We start from the raw sequence: 20,645 nt of genomic DNA, 5'->3' as shown, positions 1-20,645 counted from the left end.
CGGGATGCCGCCGACGGACGCCACCAGTCGCCGAGCGGTGAGAGGTCGAGCGCCTTCGACCCCGCGTGACGTGCACCGCGGTCAGGCAGGCGGTCGCTGCGTCCCGGGCGGGGAGAACGAGGTGAGCTCGGCGTCGGTGCGGAACCCGAGCCGCCGGTAGATCCGGCGGGCACCGTCGTTCTCGGCGTACATGCCCAGCGACACCCACGCTGCCCCGGACCGCAGCCCGGCGCGGACCGCCGCCGCAGTGAGCGCCGTCCCGGTCCCGGTCCCACGCAGGCGCGGCCGGACGCCGAGGCCGTGCACGTGCCAGGAGCACGCGTCGCCCGGACCACCCCGCTCGGACACGCCGACCACGCCACCGAGCACACCGTCGACGTGCACGCCCCACCAGCCCAGCTCGTCGGGTCCGGCCGGGTCGGCGGACGTCCCCGGGTTCGCCTCGGCCAGGCACGCGCGGATGGCGTCCGCGTCCCGGTCGCGGTCGAGCGCGTGCACCGCGTCCTCCCCCGCCACCGTCGGCGGCACGACGTCCGTCGAGAGCCAGTCCCAGGTGGAGAAGGGCACGAGACCCAGGCCGGCGAGCGTCGACGCCTGCGGCTGCGACCCGCGCGGCACGCTCATCCACCGGGCGGGCCCGAGGCCTGCGTCGGCGACCAGACGGTCGACCTTCGCGGCGTCGCCACGGCCGAGCACGCTCGGCCGGTCCGGTCCGCCGATGAGCAGCACGAGCGCGTCGTCGTCGCCGAGCACGTCGACGGTGTCCCAGCGGTGCCGGTCACCGAGCAGCATCCGGTCCTGCCGCCACCCGGGCGGCAGGACCTCGAGCACGTCCCCCATCAGACCTCGGCAGCGGCCTTCGGCTGGGCGTCGGCCTTCGGCTTGGCGTCCACGCCCGCCTCACGACGCTGCTCGGGCGTGATCGGTGCCGGAGCCGCCGTGAGCGGGTCGAACCCGCCGCCCGACTTCGGGAACGCGATGACGTCGCGGATCGACTCCGACCCCGTGAGCAGAGCGAGGATCCGGTCCCAGCCGAACGCGATCCCGCCGTGCGGCGGCGCGCCGAACTGGAACGCGTTGAGCAGGAAGCCGAACTTCTCCTGCGCCTCGTCGGGTCCGATGCCCATGACGTCGAACACGCGCTCCTGGACGTCCCGACGGTGGATACGGATGGAGCCGCCGCCGATCTCGTTGCCGTTGCAGACGATGTCGTACGCGTAGGCCAGCGCGGCGCCCGGGTCCTGCTCGAACGTGTCGATCCACTCCGGCGTCGGGGACGTGAACGCGTGGTGCACCGCCGTCCAGGCACCGCCGCCGACCGCCACGTCGTCGTCCTCGCCCGTGGGCTTGAACAGCGGGGCGTCGACCACCCAGACGAACTTCCACTCGTTCTCGTCGATGAGCCCGCCGCGGCGACCGATCTCGAGGCGGGCGGCACCGAGCAGCGCGCGCGCGTCGTTGACCGGCCCGGCCGCGAAGAACACCGCGTCGCCGGGGCTCGCGCCGACCGCGGCCACGAGGCCCGCACGCTCGGACTCCGACAGGTTCTTGGCCACGGGGCCGCCCAGCTCGCCGTCCTCGCCGACCGTGACGTAGGCGAGGCCCTTGGCGCCGCGCTGCTTGGCCCACTCCTGCCACGCGTCGAACCCGCGCCGCGGCGTCGAGCCGCCACCGGGCTGCACGACGGCGCCGACGTACGGGGCCTGGAAGACGCGGAACGGCGTCTCCGCGAAGTACGACGTCAGCTCGACCAGCTCGAGCCCGAACCGCAGGTCCGGCTTGTCGTTGCCGTAGCGCGCCATCGACTCCGCGAACGTGATGCGCGGGATCGGCGTCGGCACCGTCACGCCGATGAGGTCCCAGAGCGCGACGAGGATCTGCTCGCCGAGCGCGATGACGTCGTCCTGCTCGACGAAGCTCATCTCGACGTCGAGCTGGGTGAACTCCGGCTGGCGGTCGGCACGGAAGTCCTCGTCCCGGTAGCAGCGGGCGATCTGGTAGTACCGCTCGAGCCCGCCGACCATGAGCAGCTGCTTGAACAGCTGCGGCGACTGCGGGAGGGCGTACCAGGACCCCGGCGACAGGCGTGCGGGCACGAGGAAGTCACGAGCGCCCTCGGGCGTCGACCGCGTCAGGGTCGGCGTCTCGACCTCGACGAAGTCCTGCGCGTCGAGCACCCGCCGCGCGGCCTGGTTCGCCTTGGCGCGCAGGCGCATCGCGCGGGCCGGGGCGGGCCGCCGCAGGTCCAGGTAGCGGTACTTGAGGCGCGCCTCCTCGCCCACCGTCTCGTCGAGGGACGACGAGACCTGGAACGGCAGCGGCTCGGACTCGTTGAGGACCACGACCTGTGTGGCGACAAGCTCGACCTCGCCCGTGGCCAGGTTCGGGTTCTCGTTGCCCGCGGGCCGACGACCGACCTCACCGGTCACCTGGAGCACGTACTCCGCGCGCAGCCCGTGCGCGACCGTCTCGTCGCGGACGACGACCTGCGCGATCCCCGACGCGTCCCGCAGGTCCACGAACGCGACCCCACCGTGATCGCGACGCCGGTCCACCCAGCCCGTGAGGGTGACGGTGGTGCCGATGTGCTCGGCTCGCAGCGAGCCGGCCGTGTGGGTGCGGAGCACGGAAGGTCCTTCGGGGTCGGGGGTGGGAGCGCCCAGCGGACGCCCGCACGATCTTAGTGCCCGGGTCGCGTGCGCCCCGCCGACATTTCGATGACCGTGCGCACCCGGGTCACGGTCGGAGCCGCAGGCACGGACGAGAACCCGAACCGCACCGGGGGCTCGACGGGTGCGAGGGCGCCGAGGTCGGCCGACCCCCACAGCGCCCGGACCGCCGTGACGGCGTGCTGGTCGCTGGCGACGTACCACTCGCGGCTGCCCTGACCGGCAGTGCCGCGCGTGCGGACGCCGTCGAGGAGCACGCGGGCGAACGGGTCCGCCGCGGTGGCGACGAGCGGGGCGACGGCGCGGTGGCGTGGCACCGCGAGCAGCAGGTGCCCGATGCGCGTCCGCGCGCCCAGCGACAGGTCCGCCGTCAGCGGTCCGGCGCGCAGGCGCCAGCGTCGCCGACCCTCGTCCGTTCGCAGGCCGACCGGTACCACGTGCACCGCATCGAACGCGTAGGTACCGGCCACGAGCTCCGCGACGTCGTCGCGCGGTGCCAGCAGCACGCGCAGTCCGTCGGCGCGCTCGACCATGACGTCGGTGAACGACCCGAGCGGCGACGACCGCCACCGCCCCACGACGATCCGGGTGCCCTCCGTGGTGCCGAACCCGGCGATGTGCCCGTCGAAGATCAGGCGGCGGGCGGCGGTGCTCCCCGCGGTCGCCGTACCGGTCAGGCTCGTCATCTGTCGCATCACACCTCGTGCCGGAGGGACCCGCGGGGTGCGCGGGATGGCGGACCACGGGAGCGCCACGCTGTTCATCGTGCGGGCACCACGGAGGTTTCGCCCCTCGTCGACGGCCTCAGAACAGGACCGGCTGTGCTGCCGCGACCGTCGGCTCGAGCACCGGCAGACCACCTGGTGCGATGCTCCCGGCCGGGTACGAGCCCTCTCCGGGTCTCTCGTACCGTCCGGCACGGTGGCCCGCCCGGTCGGCGAACCCGTGCCGCACGAGGAGCGGGCGGACCCGCTCGTCGAGCCATCGGACGTACTCCCGCGGTGCGTAGGCACCCCGTCCGTACAGCCCCTCGTAGCGGTGCACCAGCGCCGGCGCGTGCTCACGCAGCCAGGCGAGGAAGAGCGGCTTCACCGGTCCGCGCAAGTGCAGCGGGAGCACCGTCACACCCGTCGCCCCGGCATCGGCCAGGTCGCGCAGGAGGGTGTCGAGGTGCGCGCGGTCGTCGGTCAGCCACGGCAGGACCGGGGCGACCATCACCCCGCACGGCAGCCCGGCCTCCCGCACCGCGCGGATGAGGTCGAGGCGCGCCCGGGGCGTCGGTGTGCCCGGCTCGACGGCCTGCTGCAGCGTCTCGTCCCGGATCGCCAGCGAGACGCCGATCCCGACCGGGACGGTGCCCGCGACCTCCCCGAGCAGGGGCAGGTCACGACGCAGCAGCGTGCCCTTGGTGAGGATCGACAGCGGCGTGCCGCTGTGGGCGAGCGCCTCGATGATCCCGGGCATGAACCGGTACCGGCCCTCGACGCGTTGGTACGGGTCGGTGTTGGTGCCGAGCGCGACGTGCTCCCGTTCCCACGACGGCCGCGCGAGCTCGGCCCGCAGCACGTCGACGACGTTGGTCTTCACGACGATCTGCGTCTCGAAGTCCCGCCCGGCGTCCAGGTCCAGGTACTCGTGCGTGGGCCGGGCAAAGCAGTAGGTGCAGGCATGGAGGCAGCCCCTCGTGGGGTTCACCGTCCACCTGAAAGGCATGCTGGAGGCTTCCGGGACCTTGTTCAGCGCGCTCTTGCAGACGACCTCGTGGAACGTGACGCCCGCGAACTCGGGTGTGCGGACGCTCCGCTGCAGCCCGGCGAGCGTCAGGCCGGGCAGAGCCGTCGCGTCGTCGGTCCCCAGGCGCTGCGCATCCCATCGCATGCCCTCATGCGAACATGTGTTCGAACGACTGTCAAGCAGGCACGACGCGCGGCCAGAGGTCGGCCTCGACCGGGGTCCACGTCGAGGCCTCCGCGTCGACCTGCTCACCCGAGCGGATGTCCTTGACCTGGTCGGCCCCGGACTCGTCGTCGCCCACGAACCACACGAACGGGATGCCCCGGCGGTCGGCGTGCCGGATCTGCTTGCCGAACTTCGCCGCGGACGGCGCGACCTCGACCGGGATCCCCCGCGCCCGCAGCGCGGCGGCGACGGCGTCGGAGCGACCCCGGTCGTCCTCGTTGCTGACCGCGACCAGGACGGCGCTGGGCACCGACCGGGTGGTCGTCACCAGACCCTTGCTGAGGAGGCGGGAGACCAGCCGCGACACTCCGATGGACAGGCCGACGCCGGGGTAGGTGTTCGCCCCGTCCGAGGCGAGGGTGTCGTAGCGCCCTCCGGAGCAGATCGAGCCGAGCTGCTCGTGCCCGACGAGCACGGTCTCGTAGACCGATCCCGTGTAGTAGTCGAGCCCGCGCGCGATCTTGAGGTCGGCCACCACGACCCCGGGCGCGCGGACGGACGCGGCCCGGATGAGGGCACCCAGCTCGGCGAGGCCCTCGTCGAGAAGGTCGTTGGACTCCCCGGCCAGCTCGCGCACGCGCTCGACGACCGACTCGTCGGAGCCGCTGATCGCGGCGAGCGCGAGGCACGCGCGGGCCTGCTCCTCGGTCGCGCCCGCCTCGGCGACGAGCAGCGCGGCGACGGCGTCGGCCCCGATCTTGTCGAGCTTGTCGATGTTGCGCAGCACCGCCTCGACGTCGGTCAACCCGAGACCGCGGTAGAAGCCTTCGGCGACCTTGCGGTTGTTCACCAGGATGCGCACCGGAGGGACGCCGATCTCCCGCAGCGCCCCGAGGGCCTCCGCCATCACCAGCGGGAGCTCGACCTCGTAGTGGTACGGCAGGGTGCCGGCACCGACGACGTCGATGTCGGCCTGCACGAACTCGCGGAACCGGCCGTCCTGCGGCCGCTCACCGCGCCACACCTTCTGGATCTGGTACCGGCGGAACGGGAACGCCAGGTGCCCGGCGTTCTCCAGCACGTAGCGCGCGAACGGGACGGTGAGGTCGAAGTGCAGGCCCAGGCCGCGCTCGGTCTCGCGGTGTCCGCGGGTGGCAGCTTCGTCGGGGTCCTCCTGGAGGCGCCGCAGGACGTAGACCTCCTTGGAGGTCTCGCCCTTGCGCAGGAGCTGGTCGAGCGGCTCGACGGCGCGGGTCTCGATGCCCGCGAACCCGTGCAGCTCGAACGTGCGGCGCAGGACGTCGAGCACGTGCTGCTCGACGAGGCGGCCCTCGGGCAGCCACTCGGGGAATCCGGACAGGGGGGTCGGTCGTGCCATGGGGCCCGATCCTTCCAGACCGGCCGGGGTGTCAGAGACGCGTGAGGTACGGGTTGTGGACGAGCTCGGTCGCGATGTCGCTGGTGGGTCCGTGTCCCGGGACGACGACCGTCTCGGGCGGCAGGGTCGCGACGACCTCCCGCAGGGTCGTCTGCATCGTGGCGTCGTCCCCACCCGGCAGGTCCGTGCGCCCGACCGAGCCCGCGAACAGGACGTCCCCGGTGAAGGCCAGCGACCCCAGCAGGTACAGCGTCGACCCCTCTGTGTGCCCGGGCGCGTGCCGCGCGACGATGCGCAGGCCGCCGAGCTCGAGCAGGGTGTCGGCGGAGCGCTCGCCGGTCACGGCCCCGAACGGCTCCACGCGGCGCGGTGGCTCGTAGCTCGCGGGGTCGATCCCGGTCGCGGCGATCGCCTGGGCGAGCGGACCCGACGGGTCGTGCGCCGGGCGCCCGGACGAGCCGAGCAGCCCGAGCGTGCCGAAGGGGTCCGCGAGCCGGTAGACGTCGGCGGCGTGCAGGACGACGGGCACGTCGAGCGCCGCGGACAGCCGGCCGGCGTCCCACGTGTGGTCGACGTGGCCGTGCGTGGCCAGCACCGCGGCCGGACGCAGTCCTCGTTCCTCGACGAGCGCGAGGACGTCGTCCGTGACCCCTGCCCCGGCGTCGATGACGACGCACGACCCGTCGTCGTCGACGAGGACGGAGCACCGGGCCCCGAAGACCGCTGACACGACCGTGATGACCTGCATGGGACGCACGGTAGCCGCCCGGCGTGTCCGGACTGTGATGTCGCACGGCGGTGCTGCTGGTGGCCCGTCGCCAAGGCTTGCCTAGACTGTCCCGGGTCCCCTTCATGCAGTGCGGCTGGCGGACGACCTGCCGCACCGCACGACGACGCGAGGAGCGTGTGCGTGTCCACCAAGAGCGAGCGTGAGTACGAGCGCCGCCGGTACGAGAAGTGGCAGGAGCGCCAGACCAAGGCGCGCGCCCGCCGCCATCGCCAGCGCGTGATCGCGGGCAGCATCGTCGCTGCCCTCGTGCTCACCACCGGTGTCGTCGCCGCACTCGCCCTGACCAACGACGGCGAACCCTCCGCGACGCCGACGCCGTCGGCGACGGTCCCGGTGAACTCGGCCGAGGTCCCGGACCCGGCGCTCGCCGAGAACCGCACGTGGACCGGCGACATCGCCCTCACGCAGGGCTCGCTCGGGATCGAGCTCGACGGGGCCGCCGCCCCGCAGGCCGTCGCCAACTTCGTCACGCTCGCCCAGGAGGGCTACTTCGACACGACGAAGTGCCACCGGCTGACGCAGGAGGGCATCTTCGTCCTCCAGTGCGGCGACCCGACCGCCCTCGGCACTGCCGACACCAACACCGGCGGCACCGGCGGGCCGGGCTACACCTGGGGCCCGATCGAGAACGCGCCCGCCGACAACGTCTACCCGGCGGGCACCATCGCCATGGCACGGACCGGCGACAACGGCAGCTCGATGGGCAGCCAGTTCTTCCTGGTCTACGAGGACTCACCTATTCCCGCAGACTCTGCGGGTGGCTACACCGTGTTCGGCCGCATCACGTCCGGCATGGACGTGCTGCAGGCCATCGCCGACGCGGGCACCGTCGAAGGGACCCAGGTCCCGGTGTCCGACGTCATCATCGAGGGAGTGAACATCCAGTGACGCAGACCCCGACGTCCGGACCCGTGCCCGACGACTCCGTGCCGGCAGCAGACGCCGAGCAGCCCGAGGCACCCGCCGTGCCCGACGAGGTCGACGCCGCGGCTGCCGAGACGGTCACGGAGGACGCTCCCCCGGCCGACGCCCCCGAGGACGACGCCACGGAGGCGGACGTCGCCGAGGCCTCGGCCAGCGAGGTCGTCGCGGACGAGCCGTCCGTCAGCGACGTCGTCGGCGACGAGGCGGCCGTGACAGAGGTTGCCGACGAGGTCGCCGTCGACGATGCCCCGACGGACACGGTCACCGAACCTGAGCCGCCGGCCGAGTCGGTCAACGAACCGGAGCCGGAGCCCGCAGCCGAGGCACCCGCCGACACCGAGCCCGCGGCCGACGGCGTCACTGCGCCGGGGGCCGCAGCCGAGGCACCCGCCGCCGCTGAGCCGGAGCCGGCAGCCGACGTGCCCGCCGAGCCGGAGCCCGCCGGCGAGACGGCGGCTGCGACGCCCGACGCCGGCACAACCCCCGAGCCTGCCTCTTCCCCCGTGCCGACGCCGTCGTCGGCCCGTCCGGTGCCGCGCCCGCGCCCGGTCCCGCACCCGCCGGCACACCCCGCGCCGACGTCGATCGCTGCCGCCGCTCCGGCAGCCCCGGTCGCACCCCCGCAGGACGCCGCCGAGGCGGCCCACGCCGCCACGTTCGGCAGCGTCGACGAGGAGGGCAACGTCTCGGTCCGCGAAGCCGCTGGTGAGCGCGTCGTCGGTCAGTACCCGGGCGCGACCACGGAGGAGGCGCTCGGCCTGTACGTGCGCCGCTTCCTGGACCTGCAGGCCAAGGTCACGCTGTTCGAGGCACGCCTGGCCGCGACGGACCTGTCCGTCAAGGAGATCGACCAGACGCTGGCCCGCCTGACCGACGAGGTGGCGGAGCCGGCCGCGGTCGGGGACCTCGACGGGTTGCGCGCCCGGCTCGAGGCGCTGCGCTCGACGGCCGCGGAGCGTCGTGCCGTGGCCGAGGCCGAGCGGGCTGCCGCGCGGGAGGCCGCGGTCCTCGCCCGGACCGAGATCGTCGAGCAGGCGGAGAAGATCGCCTCGACCGACCCGTCGCGGATCCAGTGGCGGCCCGCCGGTGAGCAGCTGCGTCTCCTGCTCGACCAGTGGAAGGAGGCGCAGCGCTCCGGCCCGCGCCTCGACCGGCCGACGGAGGAGTCGCTCTGGAAGCGGTTCAGCCACGCGCGCACCACGTTCGACCGTGAGCGTCGCCACTTCTTCGCCGAGCTGGAGTCGCGCAACGCGTCGGCCAAGCAGGTCAAGGAGAGCCTGGTGGCCGAGGCGGAGCGGCTGCAGTCGAGCACCGACTGGGGCGCCACGGCGGGGGTCTTCCGCGACCTGATGGCGCAGTGGAAGGCCGCCGGGCGCGCCAGCCGTGCCGACGACGACGCCCTGTGGGCCCGTTTCCGTGCGGCGCAGGACGCCTTCTTCGCGGCGCGCGACGCCCAGTCGGCCGCGACCGACGAGGAGTTCCGCGCGAACCTCGAGGTCAAGGAGGCGCTGCTCGTCGAGGCGGAGGCGCTCCTGCCCGTGACGGACCTGGCAGCGGCCAAGTCCGCGCTGCACCGGATCCAGGACCGCTGGGAGGCCGCCGGCAAGGTCCCGCGCGCCGACGTCCAGCGCGTCGAGGGCCGGCTCCGGGCGGTCGAGACGGCGATCCGCGACACCGACCAGGCCCAGTGGAAGCGCACCAACCCCGAGACCCGTGCGCGCGCCGAGGGGGCTGCGGCGCAGCTCGAGCAGGCGATCGCCGGCCTCGAGGCCGACCTCGACCGTGCGAAGGCCGCGGGCGACGCCCGCAAGATCGCCGACGCGCAGGCCGCGCTCGATGCTCGCCGAGCGTGGCTCGAGCAGGTCCAGCGGGCCGCGCAGGACGCGCGCGGCTGATGACCGACCGGGGCCCCCGTCCTTGCGGACGGGGGCCTCGGTCGTCCACAGATACCGGCTGACGCCCCTGCGCCGTCGAGCCGGGCGCCATGCTGCTGCGGTGAGCACCCGTCTCGACGAGTTCCGCGCGACCGCCCCGTCCCTGCCGTGCACCGTCAGCCGTGACGAGGTCGGAGCCGCCGCCTGGTTCGGGTTGCTCCGGGACGGTGTCGTGCGCGTCGTGTGGGGAGACGTCGCGATCCCGGCGGACCTGACCGACACCCCGGAGCTGCGGGCGATCGCGGTGGCCCCGCTCGTCCCCGCCCGAGGCGTGATCGGCCGGCGGAGCGCGGCGTGGGTGCACACCGGCCGGTACCCGCCCGTCCGGGTCGAGGTGCTGGTGCGGACGGGCGGACGTCGCACGGACCCGCACCCGTCGCGGGTGGCGGTCGAGGCGACGCTGTCAGCGACCGACGTGGTGCACGTCGGCGCCCACCGGGCCACGTCGGTCGAACGCACAGGGATCGACATCGCACGGACGCTGCCGGCACCCCAGGCGGTCCCGGCCCTCCGCGCGCTGCAGGACGTCGGGTTCGATCCCGCGCGGGCGCTGGACCGTCTCGACGGCTTCCGGGGGCACCGCGGGGTGCGTCGGGCGTACTCGACCCTGCAGGACCTGTGACGGTCAGGCGCGGATCGCCGGCTCCTCGGCCGCCTTGGCGCCGGTGATGCGGTAGACGTCGAACACGCCCTCGACCTTGCGGACCGCGGCGAGCACGGACGCGAGGTGCGACGGCTCGGCCATCTCGAAGACGAAGCGCGAGAGCGCGACCCGGTCCCGTGACGTCGAGACCGACGCCGAGAGGATGTTCACGTGCGAGTCCGACAGCACGCGCGTCACGTCGGACAGCAGACGGCTGCGGTCGAGCGCCTCGACCTGGATCTGCACGAGGAACAGCGACGTGCTGTTGTGGCTCCAGGCGACGTCGACCATGCGCTCGGGCTCCGAGCGCAGGCTCGAGACGTTGATGCAGTCGCTGCGGTGCACGCTCACCCCGGCGCCGCGCGTCACGAACCCGACGATGTCGTCGCCCGGGACCGGCGTGCAGCACTTGGCCAGCTTCACCCAGATGTCGTCGACGCCCTTGACCACGACGCCCGGGTCGCCGGTGCGGACCCGGCGCTGCGTCTGGCCCGGCCGTGCGACCTCGGCGAGGTCCTCCTCGGCCGCAGGCTCCCCACCCATCGACTGCACGAGACGCTGCACGACCGTGCCGGCCGACACCTGCCCCTCGCCGATCGCCGCGTACAGCGCGGAGACGTCGGCGTAGCGCATCTCGTTGGCCAGGGCGACGAGCGACTCGTGCGACAGGAGGCGCTGGATCGGCAGGTTCTGCTTGCGCATCGCCTTGGCGATGGCGTCCTTGCCGTGCTCGATCGCCTCCTCGCGGCGCTCCTTGGAGAACCACTGACGGATCTTGTTGCGCGCCCGGGGGCTCTTGACGAAGCCGAGCCAGTCGCGCGACGGGCCCGCGGTCTCGGACTTCGACGTGAACACGTCGACCACGTCGCCGTTCTCGAGCGACGAGTCCAGCGGGACGAGCCGCCCGTTGACGCGGGCACCCATCGTCCGGTGGCCGACCTCGGTGTGCACGGCGTACGCGAAGTCGACGGGCGTGGAACCGGAGGGCAGCCCGATCACGTCACCCTTCGGCGTGAAGACGTAGACCTCGGAACCGGCGATCTCGAACCGCAGCGAGTCGAGGAACTCGCTCGGGTCGGCGGTCTCCTTCTGCCAGTCGACCAACTGACGCAGCCACTGCATGTCGTTGCCGGCGGAGTCCTTGTCCGTCGTGCCCGCGTTCTTCGCGCTCTCCTTGTACTTCCAGTGCGCCGCGACGCCGTACTCGGCCCGGCGGTGCATGTCGTGCGTGCGGATCTGGATCTCGACGGGCTTGCCGCCCGGCCCGATCACCGTGGTGTGCAACGACTGGTACAGGTTGAACTTCGGCATCGCGATGTAGTCCTTGAACCGCCCCGGGACGGGGTTCCACCGCGCGTGCAGCGAGCCGAGCGCCGCGTAGCAGTCCCGCACCGAGTCGACCAGGACCCGGACGCCGACCAGGTCGTAGATGTCGGCGAAGTCGCGGCCGCGCACGATCATCTTCTGGTAGATCGAGTAGTAGTGCTTCGGCCGACCGGTCACCGTGGCCCGGATCTTCGCCTTGCCCAGGTCCGCGCCGACCTGCTCACGGACGGTCGCCAGGTACTCCTCGCGGGCGGGGGCGCGCTCGGCGACCAGGTGCACGATCTCGTCGTAGACCTTGGGGTAGAGGGTCGCGAACGACAGGTCCTCCAGCTCCCACTTGATCGTGTTCATGCCGAGCCGGTGGGCCAGCGGGGCGTAGATCTCGAGCGTCTCGCGCGCCTTCTTCTCGGCGGACGCCGCCGCGACGAACTTCCAGGTCCGGGCGTTGTGCAGGCGGTCGGCGAGCTTGATGACCAGCACGCGGATGTCCCGGGACATCGCGACGACCATCTTGCGGACCGTCTCGGCCTGCGCCGCGTCGCCGTAGGTGACCTTGTCCAGCTTGGTCACGCCGTCGACGAGCATCGCGATCTCGGGCCCGAACTCGCGACGAAGCTGGTCGAGCGAGTAGTCCGTGTCCTCGACCGTGTCGTGCAGCAGCGCCGCCGCGAGCGTCGACGGTGTCATGCCGAGCTCGGCCAGGATGGTCGCGACGGCCACCGGGTGCGTGATGTACGGGTCGCCGCTCTTGCGCAGCTGACCGCGGTGCGCCTTCTCGGCCACCACGTACGCCTGCTCCACCACAGCGAGGTCGGCCTTCGGGTGGTTGGTGCGCGCAGCCTGCAGGACGGGCTCGATGGCGGGGAACGCGGCACCGCTGCGGGCGCCGAAGCGGCCCAGGCGCGAGCGCATGCGGCTCGACGGGGAGTCGCTCTGCGCCGCCGGGAGACCGGTCTCGGGCGTGCGGACGTCTTCGCTCATCACACCCCCTCCCACGGTCGAGGCGACAGTCTACGACCGAGTACGGGCTGACACGGTCACGGGCCCGACGAGGCGCCTGGTCAGGACACGGCGAGCAGCACGTCGATCGCGTGGCCGGACAGCAGGTCGCGACCACGCAGAGCCTCGAGCTCCACCAGGAACGAGAGTCCCACGACCTCGGCTCCGCACCGCTCGAGCAGCGCCACCGTGGCGGCGGCGGTGCCGCCGGTCGCGAGCACGTCGTCGATCACGAGCACCCGCGCCCCGGCCGGAACGGTCGCCGGGTGGATCTCGATCGTCGCCGTGCCGTACTCCAGCTCGTACGACTGCGCGGCCGTCGGACCGGGCAGCTTGCCCGCCTTGCGGACCGGCAGCACGCCGGCACCGAGCGTCACCGCCACGGGAGCGGCGAGCAGGAACCCGCGCGCCTCCATCCCCGCGACGAGGTCGACCGGGCCGTCGACGCGCCCGGCGATCTCCGCGATCACGTCCGCGAAGGCGTCCGCGTCGGCCAGCAGCGGCATGATGTCGCGGAAGAGGATCCCCGGCTGCGGGTAGTCGGGCACGAGCCGGACGAGCTCGTCGATGCGCCGCAGGAGGTCCGCACGCGCGGCGGGGGCGCCCGTGGGCACCCCCGCCGCGCCGTCCGGAACCGTCATCGCTTGCGCTTCGGCTGCGCGGCGACGCCCTGGTGCGCACCGGGCTTGAGCGCGCCCACCGGGACCCGCAGGTCCTCGGCCGAGACCGGCTCGTCCTCACCGCTCGCCGCGCGTGCGGCGCGAGCGTCCAGGACCTTCTTCGTGTGCTCACGGATGGCGGGCTCACGCTCGCGCAGCGCGACTTCGAACGGCGTCGCGAGGAACACCGACGAGAACGTGCCGATCAGCATGCCGACGAACAGGGCGAGGGCGATGTCCCGCAGCGTGCCCGCACCGAGGATGAACGCGCCCACGAACAGGATCGCGCTCACGGGGAGCAGCGCGACGACCGAGGTGTTGATCGAGCGCACCAGCGTCTGGTTGACCGCGAGGTTCGCCTTCTCCGCGTACGTGTAGCGCGACTGCAGGAGCGTGTCCGCTGTGTTCTCCCGCACCTTGTCGAAGACGACGACCGTGTCGTAGATGGAGTACCCGAGGATCGTCAGGAAGCCGATCACCGTGGCCGGTGTCACCTCCCAGCCGATCGCCGCGTACACGCCGACCGTGATGATCAGGTCGTGGAACAGCGCGATCAGAGCCGCGACGGCCATCCGCCAGTTCCGGAAGTAGATCGTCATGACGATCGTCACGAAGAGCAGGAAGACCAGGATGCCGGTGATGGCCTTCTGGGAGATGTCCTTGCCCCACGACGGCCCGATGAAGGAGCTGGTGACGTTCTCGACGGGGACGTCGTACGCCTCGGCCAGCGCGTTCTTGACCTCGGTCACCTCGTCCTCGGTGAGCGTGGAGGTCTGGATGCGCAGCGAGTCGGCGCCGACGGTCGTGACCTTCGGCTGCTCGTCGGGCGAGATCTCGGTGACGGTGTCGATCGCGAGCTGCTGCCCCGTGTCGGAGACCCCGGACACGACGAACTCCGATCCGCCGCGGAACTCGATGCCGGGGTTGAGCCCGGGCTTGACGAGGAAGACCGCGGAGAGGATCACCAGGATCGTCGAGATCGTGAACCAGATCTTCCGGCGACCGACGATGTCGTACGACCGCCGGCCGGTGTAGAGGTCGTTGCCCCACTGGGCGAATCCGGAGGCCATCAGTGCTCGTTCCCCTCGGTGCGCCCGGACTCGGGCTCGGACTCCTGGGCGGGTGCGTCGACCGGCGCGTCGGTGGTCGACGACGCCTTCTGCTCCGCGGCGCGCGCCGCGGCACGGCGCTCGGCGATCGTCATACCGCCCGCCCCACCGCCGACGGCGACCGGGACGCGGGGCGTCGGCTCGGCGCCGGCGGGAGCGTCCTCGACGACCGCGTCCGCGACCGCGCGACCCTCGGAGGTCTCGGACCCGTGCACGACCCGGCCGCGGCCCACGTAGCGGCTGCCCTCGGGGGCACCGAGGCGCCGCGGGTCCAGCCCGGAGAGCCGGTGACCCTGGCCGAAGAACTTGGTCCGGGCGACGAGCTGCATGATCGGGTGCGTGAACATGAAGACCACGATCACGTCGATCAGGGTGGTCAGACCGAGGGTGAACGCGAAGCCCCGGACGCTGCCGACCGCGAGCACGTAGAGCACGACGGCCGCCAGGAAGTTCACCGCGTCGGACGCCAGGATGGTCCGGCGCGCTCGCTCCCAGCCACGGTCGACGGCCGCGACCAGCGTGCGGCCCTCCCGCAGCTCGTCACGGATGCGCTCGAAGTACACGATGAACGAGTCGGCGGTGATGCCGATGGCGACGATCAGACCGGCGACACCGGGCAGCGACAGGCGGTAGCCCTGCGTCCACGACAGCAGCGTGATGACGCTGTAGGTGAGCAGGCCCGCGACGATGAGTGACGCGACGGTCACCAGGCCGAGCGCGCGGTACTGCAGGAGCGAGTAGACGACGACCAGCCCGAGACCGATCAGACCCGCGAGCAGGCCCATCTGCAGCTGCTCGGACCCGAGGGTCGCCGAGATCTGCTCCTTGCTCTCCACCTCGAACGTGAGCGGGAGGGAGCCGAAGTTCAGCTGGTTGGCAAGGCTCGCCGCGGACTCACGCGTGAACGTGCCGGAGATCTCCGCCTTGCCGTCCGCGATGATCACGCCGGTGTCGAGGCTCGGCGCCGAGATCACGAGACCGTCGAGCACCATCGCGAACTGGTTCAGCGGCGGAGTCGTGGCGAGACCCTGCAGGCGCGTGGTGACGTCCGTGAACTGCGTGGTGCCCTCGTTGTCGAACGCGATGTTGACGACCCACTTGTTGCCCTGACCTCCGCTGGGCAGCGTGTTCAGGCCGGACGTCGCGCTGGAGATCCGCGCACCCTCGATCTCGATCGGACCAAGGATGTACTTCGCGCTGCCGGTCTGGTCGCACGTGACGAAGGCCTTGTCCGGGTCCCCGTTGACGCCACCGGTGAGGTTCGTCGGGTCCGTGCAGTCCAGGGCGTCGAACTCCGCCTGGACCGCGGGGGTGATGTAGTACGCGGTGTCGCTCGGGTTGTCGGGCGCAGCCTTCGTCGGCTCGTCCGACGGCTCCTCCGCCGCGGCGGAGGGCGTGGGGGTCGGGGCCGGTGCCGCGGGGTCCGTCGCCGCAGCCGACTCGGTCGGCTCCGGCGTCGGCGTGGCGTCCGTCGGCGTCGGGTTCCCGATCGCCAGCACGGGCCGGAACGCCATCTGCGCCGAGGTCTCGACCAGTGCGATGGTCTCCTCGCTCGGGTTGCCGGGCAGCCCCACGACGATCTTGCCGCCGCTCTGGCTCGTGATCTCCGCCTCGGCGACACCCGAGGAGTCGACGCGCTGGCGGATCACGTCGATCGCCTGCGCGATCTGCTCCGACGAGATGTCCTCACCGCCCTCCGCGACCGGCGTCAGGATGATCTGCGTGCCGCCCTCGAGGTCGAGGGCGAGGTTCGGCGTCCACGTCGCGGTGGACCACTTGGTCCCCGCTGCGATGGTGCCGAGCAGCGCGAAGATGATGAAGCCGAGCACGACGAGCGTGCGGATCGGCCTCTGACGGCGTGTAGGAGGAGCCAACGGAGTTCTTCTCTCGTGCGCGCACCGGCCGCGCAGGCGGCCGGTGGGGTCGAGGTCCGGGCGTCGTCACCCGGACCGAAACGGTCTACTTGGTGTCCGGCTCCCCGTCCTTGCGGGCGGGCGGCAGCGTGGACAGGTCGTCCGGGACGTCGATCACGTCGTCGTTCGCGCGGCTGATGCGGTCGGCATCGGTCACCACGTCGTCCTGCTCGTCGACCTCGTCGTCGAGGTCGGCCTCGTCCTCCACGTCGTCGATCTCGTCGACCGGCGGCTCGATCTTCTTGGCGATCGCGGCGCGGATCCAGCGCGTGTGCGCACCGGGGCTCGACTCGAGCGTGATGACGTCGTCCTCCACGGCGACGACCGTGCCCAGCAGACCCGACGCCGTCATGACCTCGTCACCGGCGACGAGGTTGTTCCGGAACTCCTGCGCCGCGCGCTGCTGCTTGCGGGTACGGCTCGACATGAGCCAGAGAGCGCCCAGGGCGATGGCCAGGATGAGGATGAGTTCCACGGCGGTACGGCTCCGATCGGGTGGTGTGTCCGCCGCAGTCTAGGCGCAGCGGCTCGCCGCTCCAACGCACGAAGAGCGGTGGGGGTTCCGCATCGCGCCCGCAGGAATGGCGGCTCAGCCGAACAGTGTGCCCGATCCGTGCGGTACCTCGAGACCGAGGTGCGCCCAGGCGGCCGGCAGGGCGATGCGTCCGCGCGGCGTCCGGCCGACGAGGCCCTCGCGCACGAGGAACGGTTCCGCCACCGTCTCGACGGTCTCGGGCTCCTCCCCGACCGCCACAGCGAGCGTCGTCAGGCCGACGGGTCCGCCGCCGAACCGCGTGCACAGTGCCGTCAGCACCGCACGGTCGAGACGGTCCAGGCCGAGCTCGTCGACCTCGTAGACGTCGAGCGCGGACCGCGCGGCGACCAGGCTCAGGGTGCCGTCGCCGCGCACCTCCGCCCAGTCCCGCACGCGCCTGAGCAGGCGGTTCGCGATGCGCGGGGTCCCCCGCGACCGTGACGCGAGCTCGGCGGCGGCGGCGTGGTCGAGCGGCACGCCGAGCAGCCCGGCGGACCGGACGAGCACCCGCTCGAGCTCGTCGGCGGAGTAGAAGTCGAGGTGCGCGGTGAAGCCGAAGCGGTCGCGCAGCGGTGCCGGCAGCAGACCTGCACGGGTCGTCGCGCCGACCACCGTGAACGGCGGCAGCGTCAGCGGGATCGCGCTGGCGCCCGCCCCCTTGCCGACGATCACGTCGACGCGGAAGTCCTCCATCGCCATGTAGAGGAGCTCCTCGGCGGGCCGCGCGAGCCGGTGGATCTCGTCGAGGAAGAGGACCTCGCCCTCCTCGAGCGACGACAGGACGGCCGCGAGGTCGCCCGCATGCTGGATGGCGGGACCGCTGGTGACCCGCAACGGGGCCCCCATCTCGGCCGCGATGATCATCGCGAGCGTGGTCTTGCCCAGTCCCGGCGGGCCGGAGAGCAGGACGTGGTCCGGCGCCTTGCCCCGCCCGCGGGCCGCGTCGAGGACCAGGGAGAGCTGGTCGCGCACCACGCGCTGGCCGACGAACTCCTCGAGCCTGCGCGGACGCAGCGCGGCTTCGGCTGCGCGCTCCAGGTCGTCGGCCCCGGACTGGACGAGCGACTCGGCCGCGAAGCGCTCGGTCACGAGCTCCTCGCGCTCGTCAGCCATGCCCACCGCCCAGGGTACGCAGGGCCGCGCGCAGCACGCCGGCGACCTCGTCGGCCGCCACCGGTCCCTCGGTCCCCTCCAGGACCGTCGACACGGCGTCGCCCGCCGCGCGCGCGTTCCAGCCGAGCCCGACGAGCGCCTCGACGACCTGGTCGCGCCGGTCCCCGCCGAAGACCGCCGCCGCGGGGGCGGTCACGCTGGCGGGTGCGCCGATCCGGTCCTTGAGCTCCAGGATGATCCGTTGCGCGCCCTTGAGGCCGATGCCGGGGACGCGCTGGAGCGCCTTGGTGTCCTCGTCGAGCACCGCGCGACGCAGCCCGTCCGGCGTGTGCACCGCGAGCATCGCCAGTGCCAGCCGCGGACCGACGCCGCTCACCGTCTGCACCGTCTCGAAGATCTCGCGCTCGTCGGCGTCCGCGAACCCGAACAGGGTCAGCGCGTCCTCCCGGACGACCAGCGACGTGGCCAGCTGCGCGGAGGACCCGACACGCAGCCCCGCCAGGGTGGCCGGCGTGGCGTGCACGAGCAGCCCCACTCCCCCGACCTCCACCACGGCGGCGTCGAGCCGCACCACCTGCACCGTGCCGTGGACCGACGCGATCACCGGTCAACCTCCATGCCGTCGAGAGAACGCTTGCTGCCGCACACTGTGGCACACCCAGGCGAACAGGTGTACGAAGACACGCGGTCAGCCGCGGCGTCGAGCGGCCTGCTCCGCGGTGGCCCACGCGCGCTGTGCCGCCGTCAGGGAGCCCGGTGCGCGCTGCGGGGTGCCCAGCGCCCCCGCGGGCCGCCACAGGTGGCACACCGCGAGGGCGAGCGCGTCGGCCGCGTCGGCCGGCCGCGGGAGCTCGTCCAACCGGAGAAGCCGCTGCACCATCGTCTGGACCTGCGCCTTGTCGGCCCGGCCGTTCCCGGTGACCGCGGCCTTGACCTCGCTCGGCGTGTGCAGCGCGACGGGGATCCGCCGGCGTGCGGCCGCGACCATCGCGATGCCCGCCACCTGCGCTGTGCCCATGACGGTGCGCAGGTTCTGCTGCGCGAACACCCGCTCGACGGCCACCGCGTCCGGGGCGTGCTCCTCGAGCCACTCCTCGATCTGCCGCTCGATGGACAGCAGGCGCTGGTCGACGTCCCAGAGCGCGTCGGACGTCGCGACGCCGACCGCCACCATGGACAGCCGGCGCGACGGAAGGCCGTCGACGACGCCGAGACCGCACCGGGTCAGGCCGGGGTCGACTCCGAGGACGCGCACGGCCACATGGTCGCAGCCGCCCCGGCTCGTTCCCGGGAGGCCGCGCCGCGTGCTCAGTCCTCCTCGAGCTCCGCCATGACCTCGTCGGACGCGTCGAAGTTGGCGTAGACGTTCTGCACGTCGTCGGAGTCCTCGAGCGCGTCGATGAGGCGCAGGATCTTGCGGGCGCCCTCGGCGTCGACCTCGATCTGCGTGGCGGGCCAGAACACGACGTCGGCGGAGTCGTACTCGATGCCCGCGTTCTGCAGAGCGGTCCGGACAGGGACGAGGTCGGTCGCCTCGGACAGGATCTCGAAGGCGTCGCCGAGGTCGTTGACCTCCTCGCCGCCGGCGTCCAGGACCGCTTCCATCACGGCGTCCTCGTCGGTGCCCTCCTTGGGCACGATGACGACGCCCTTGCGGGAGAAGAGGTAGGAGACGGAGCCGGGGTCCGCCATCTGGCCGCCGTTGCGCGTGAACGCGACCCGCACGTCGGACGCGGCGCGGTTCCGGTTGTCGGTCAGGCACTCCACCAGCACCGCGATGCCGCCGGCGCCGTAGCCCTCGTACATGATCGTCGTGTAGTCGGCGCCGCCGGCCTCCTGGCCGGAGCCGCGCTTGACGGCACGGTTGATGTTGTCGATCGGGACCGAGCTCTTCTTCGCCTTCTGGACCGCGTCGAAGAGGGTGGGGTTGCCCGCGAGGTCACCGCCGCCCGTGCGGGCCGCGACCTCGATGTTCTTGATCAGCTTGGCGAAGAGCTTGCTCCGCTTGGCGTCGACCACGGCCTTCTTGTGCTTGGTGGTGGCCCACTTGGAGTGACCCGACATCGCTTCAGCTACCCCTTCGTCTCCCGCGTCCTGTGCCCGGCTGCAGCGCCGGTCATTGCACGGTGTCGCGGACGATCTCTACGAACAGTTGGTGCACCCGGGTGTCCCCGGTGACCTCCGGGTGGAACGAGGTCACGAGCAACGGGCCCTGGCGGACGGCCACGATCCTACCGGCGGCAGGACCCGACTCCACCCGGGCCAGCACCGTCGCGGCCGGACCGACCTCCTCCACCCACGGCGCCCGGATGAACACGCCGTGCACGGGACCGTCGATGCCGGCGATGTCGAGGTCGGTCTCGAACGACTCGACCTGCCGCCCGAACGCGTTGCGCCGCACCGTGACGTCGATCCCGCCGAGGGTCTGCTGGCCCTCGATCCCGCCCAGCACGCGGTCCGCGAGCAGGATCATCCCGGCGCAGGACCCGTACGCGGGCATGCCGTCGCGCAGCCGCTCCTGGACAGGACCGAACAGCTCGAACGCGCGCAGGAGCTTGTCGATCGTCGTCGACTCCCCGCCGGGGATCACGAGGGCGTCGACCGTGTCGAGCTCGCGCTGCCGCCGGACCGGCACGGCGTGCGCTCCGACGGACTCCAGGGCGTGCACGTGCTCGCGCACGTCTCCTTGCAGGGCGAGGACTCCGACGGTCACGGTCACGACGGGCGAGTCTAGGCGCGCACCGGTCACGACGT

The 20,645-nt window shown here is 72.5% G+C and carries 19 protein-coding genes; 3 read left to right on the top strand and 16 right to left on the bottom strand.

Annotation, left to right across the window (positions count from 1 at the left end; genetic code table 11):
• Positions 1-81 precede the first annotated feature (81 nt).
• The 6 genes from CTE05_RS03425 to CTE05_RS03400 form a co-directional block, all read right to left on the bottom strand.
• Positions 82-840 carry a GNAT family N-acetyltransferase gene (locus CTE05_RS03425; protein WP_146844701.1) on the bottom strand — a complete coding sequence of 253 codons (759 nt, stop codon included), beginning with the start codon at positions 838-840 and terminating at the stop codon, positions 82-84.
• Positions 840-2,627 carry an aspartate--tRNA ligase gene (gene aspS, locus CTE05_RS03420; RefSeq protein WP_146844700.1) on the bottom strand — a complete coding sequence of 596 codons (1,788 nt, stop codon included), beginning with the start codon at positions 2,625-2,627 and terminating at the stop codon, positions 840-842. The genes CTE05_RS03425 and aspS overlap by 1 nt, the downstream gene beginning before the upstream one ends.
• A 53-nt stretch (positions 2,628-2,680) precedes the next feature.
• A complete protein-coding gene (locus CTE05_RS03415) occupies positions 2,681-3,355 on the bottom strand; it encodes a hypothetical protein (protein ID WP_146844699.1) in 675 nt (224 codons plus the stop codon).
• Between the two features lie 118 nt (positions 3,356-3,473).
• The gene (locus tag CTE05_RS03410; RefSeq protein WP_146844698.1) at positions 3,474-4,547 is read right to left on the bottom strand and encodes an Rv2578c family radical SAM protein; all 1,074 of its coding nucleotides are present in this window, start codon (positions 4,545-4,547) and stop codon (positions 3,474-3,476) included.
• A 31-nt stretch (positions 4,548-4,578) separates the two neighbouring features.
• Positions 4,579-5,946: a histidine--tRNA ligase gene (gene hisS, locus CTE05_RS03405; protein WP_146844697.1), complete on the bottom strand. Its 1,368-nt coding sequence runs from the start codon at positions 5,944-5,946 to the stop codon at positions 4,579-4,581.
• Positions 5,947-5,977: 31 nt separating this feature from the next.
• Positions 5,978-6,694, bottom strand: coding sequence for an MBL fold metallo-hydrolase (locus tag CTE05_RS03400; RefSeq protein WP_146844696.1), 717 nt, complete (start codon positions 6,692-6,694; stop codon positions 5,978-5,980).
• 162 nt (positions 6,695-6,856) lie between these two features.
• On the opposite strand from CTE05_RS03400, the gene CTE05_RS03395 reads away from it, so the two are divergent.
• The 3 genes from CTE05_RS03395 (at position 6,857) to CTE05_RS03385 (ending at position 10,216) form a co-directional block, all read left to right on the top strand.
• Positions 6,857-7,624, top strand: coding sequence for a peptidylprolyl isomerase (locus tag CTE05_RS03395; protein ID WP_146844695.1), 768 nt, complete (start codon positions 6,857-6,859; stop codon positions 7,622-7,624).
• Positions 7,621-9,555, top strand: a complete 1,935-nt coding sequence (locus CTE05_RS03390) for a DUF349 domain-containing protein (protein WP_146844694.1) — start codon at positions 7,621-7,623, stop codon at positions 9,553-9,555. Before CTE05_RS03395 ends, CTE05_RS03390 begins: the two co-directional genes overlap by 4 nt.
• Before the next feature lie 100 nt (positions 9,556-9,655).
• Entirely contained in the window at positions 9,656-10,216 is a 561-nt protein-coding gene (locus CTE05_RS03385) for a hypothetical protein (protein WP_146844693.1), read from the top strand.
• Positions 10,217-10,219: 3 nt separating this feature from the next.
• On the opposite strand, the gene CTE05_RS03380 is transcribed toward CTE05_RS03385, so the two are convergent.
• The 10 genes from CTE05_RS03380 to pdxT all read right to left on the bottom strand — a co-directional run bounded on the left by CTE05_RS03380 (position 10,220) and on the right by pdxT (position 20,610).
• Positions 10,220-12,544, bottom strand: coding sequence for a RelA/SpoT family protein (locus CTE05_RS03380; protein WP_146844692.1), 2,325 nt, complete (start codon positions 12,542-12,544; stop codon positions 10,220-10,222).
• 80 nt (positions 12,545-12,624) lie between these two features.
• Complete coding sequence (locus CTE05_RS03375) at positions 12,625-13,203, bottom strand: adenine phosphoribosyltransferase (RefSeq protein WP_146844691.1); 579 nt, start codon at positions 13,201-13,203, stop codon at positions 12,625-12,627.
• Positions 13,200-14,291, bottom strand: a complete 1,092-nt coding sequence (secF, locus tag CTE05_RS03370; protein WP_146844690.1) for a protein translocase subunit SecF — start codon at positions 14,289-14,291, stop codon at positions 13,200-13,202. The genes CTE05_RS03375 and secF overlap by 4 nt, the downstream gene beginning before the upstream one ends.
• Positions 14,291-16,204, bottom strand: coding sequence for a protein translocase subunit SecD (gene secD, locus CTE05_RS03365; protein ID WP_146844689.1), 1,914 nt, complete (start codon positions 16,202-16,204; stop codon positions 14,291-14,293). Before secD ends, secF begins: the two co-directional genes overlap by 1 nt.
• 85 nt (positions 16,205-16,289) lie before the next feature.
• Positions 16,290-16,718, bottom strand: a complete 429-nt coding sequence (gene yajC / locus CTE05_RS03360; RefSeq protein WP_146844688.1) for a preprotein translocase subunit YajC — start codon at positions 16,716-16,718, stop codon at positions 16,290-16,292.
• Positions 16,719-16,832: 114 nt separating this feature from the next.
• Complete coding sequence (gene ruvB / locus CTE05_RS03355; protein ID WP_056587950.1) at positions 16,833-17,891, bottom strand: Holliday junction branch migration DNA helicase RuvB; 1,059 nt, start codon at positions 17,889-17,891, stop codon at positions 16,833-16,835.
• Positions 17,884-18,495 (bottom strand): Holliday junction branch migration protein RuvA, encoded by a 612-nt coding sequence (gene ruvA, locus CTE05_RS03350; protein ID WP_146844687.1) that lies wholly within the window; start codon positions 18,493-18,495, stop codon positions 17,884-17,886. Before ruvA ends, ruvB begins: the two co-directional genes overlap by 8 nt.
• Positions 18,496-18,579: 84 nt before the next feature.
• Complete coding sequence (ruvC, locus tag CTE05_RS03345) at positions 18,580-19,146, bottom strand: crossover junction endodeoxyribonuclease RuvC (protein WP_146844686.1); 567 nt, start codon at positions 19,144-19,146, stop codon at positions 18,580-18,582.
• A gap of 53 nt (positions 19,147-19,199) precedes the next feature.
• A complete protein-coding gene (locus CTE05_RS03340; protein WP_146844685.1) occupies positions 19,200-19,955 on the bottom strand; it encodes a YebC/PmpR family DNA-binding transcriptional regulator in 756 nt (251 codons plus the stop codon).
• Between the two features lie 52 nt (positions 19,956-20,007).
• Positions 20,008-20,610 carry a pyridoxal 5'-phosphate synthase glutaminase subunit PdxT gene (gene pdxT, locus CTE05_RS03335; protein ID WP_146844684.1) on the bottom strand — a complete coding sequence of 201 codons (603 nt, stop codon included), beginning with the start codon at positions 20,608-20,610 and terminating at the stop codon, positions 20,008-20,010.
• Positions 20,611-20,645 lie beyond the last annotated feature (35 nt).

The organism is Cellulomonas terrae (assembly GCF_007990265.1).
Classification (GTDB): domain Bacteria; phylum Actinomycetota; class Actinomycetes; order Actinomycetales; family Cellulomonadaceae; genus Cellulomonas; species Cellulomonas terrae.
Note: the sequence above shows the minus strand (reverse complement) of the source record. Positions and strands in the feature narration are given on the sequence as shown.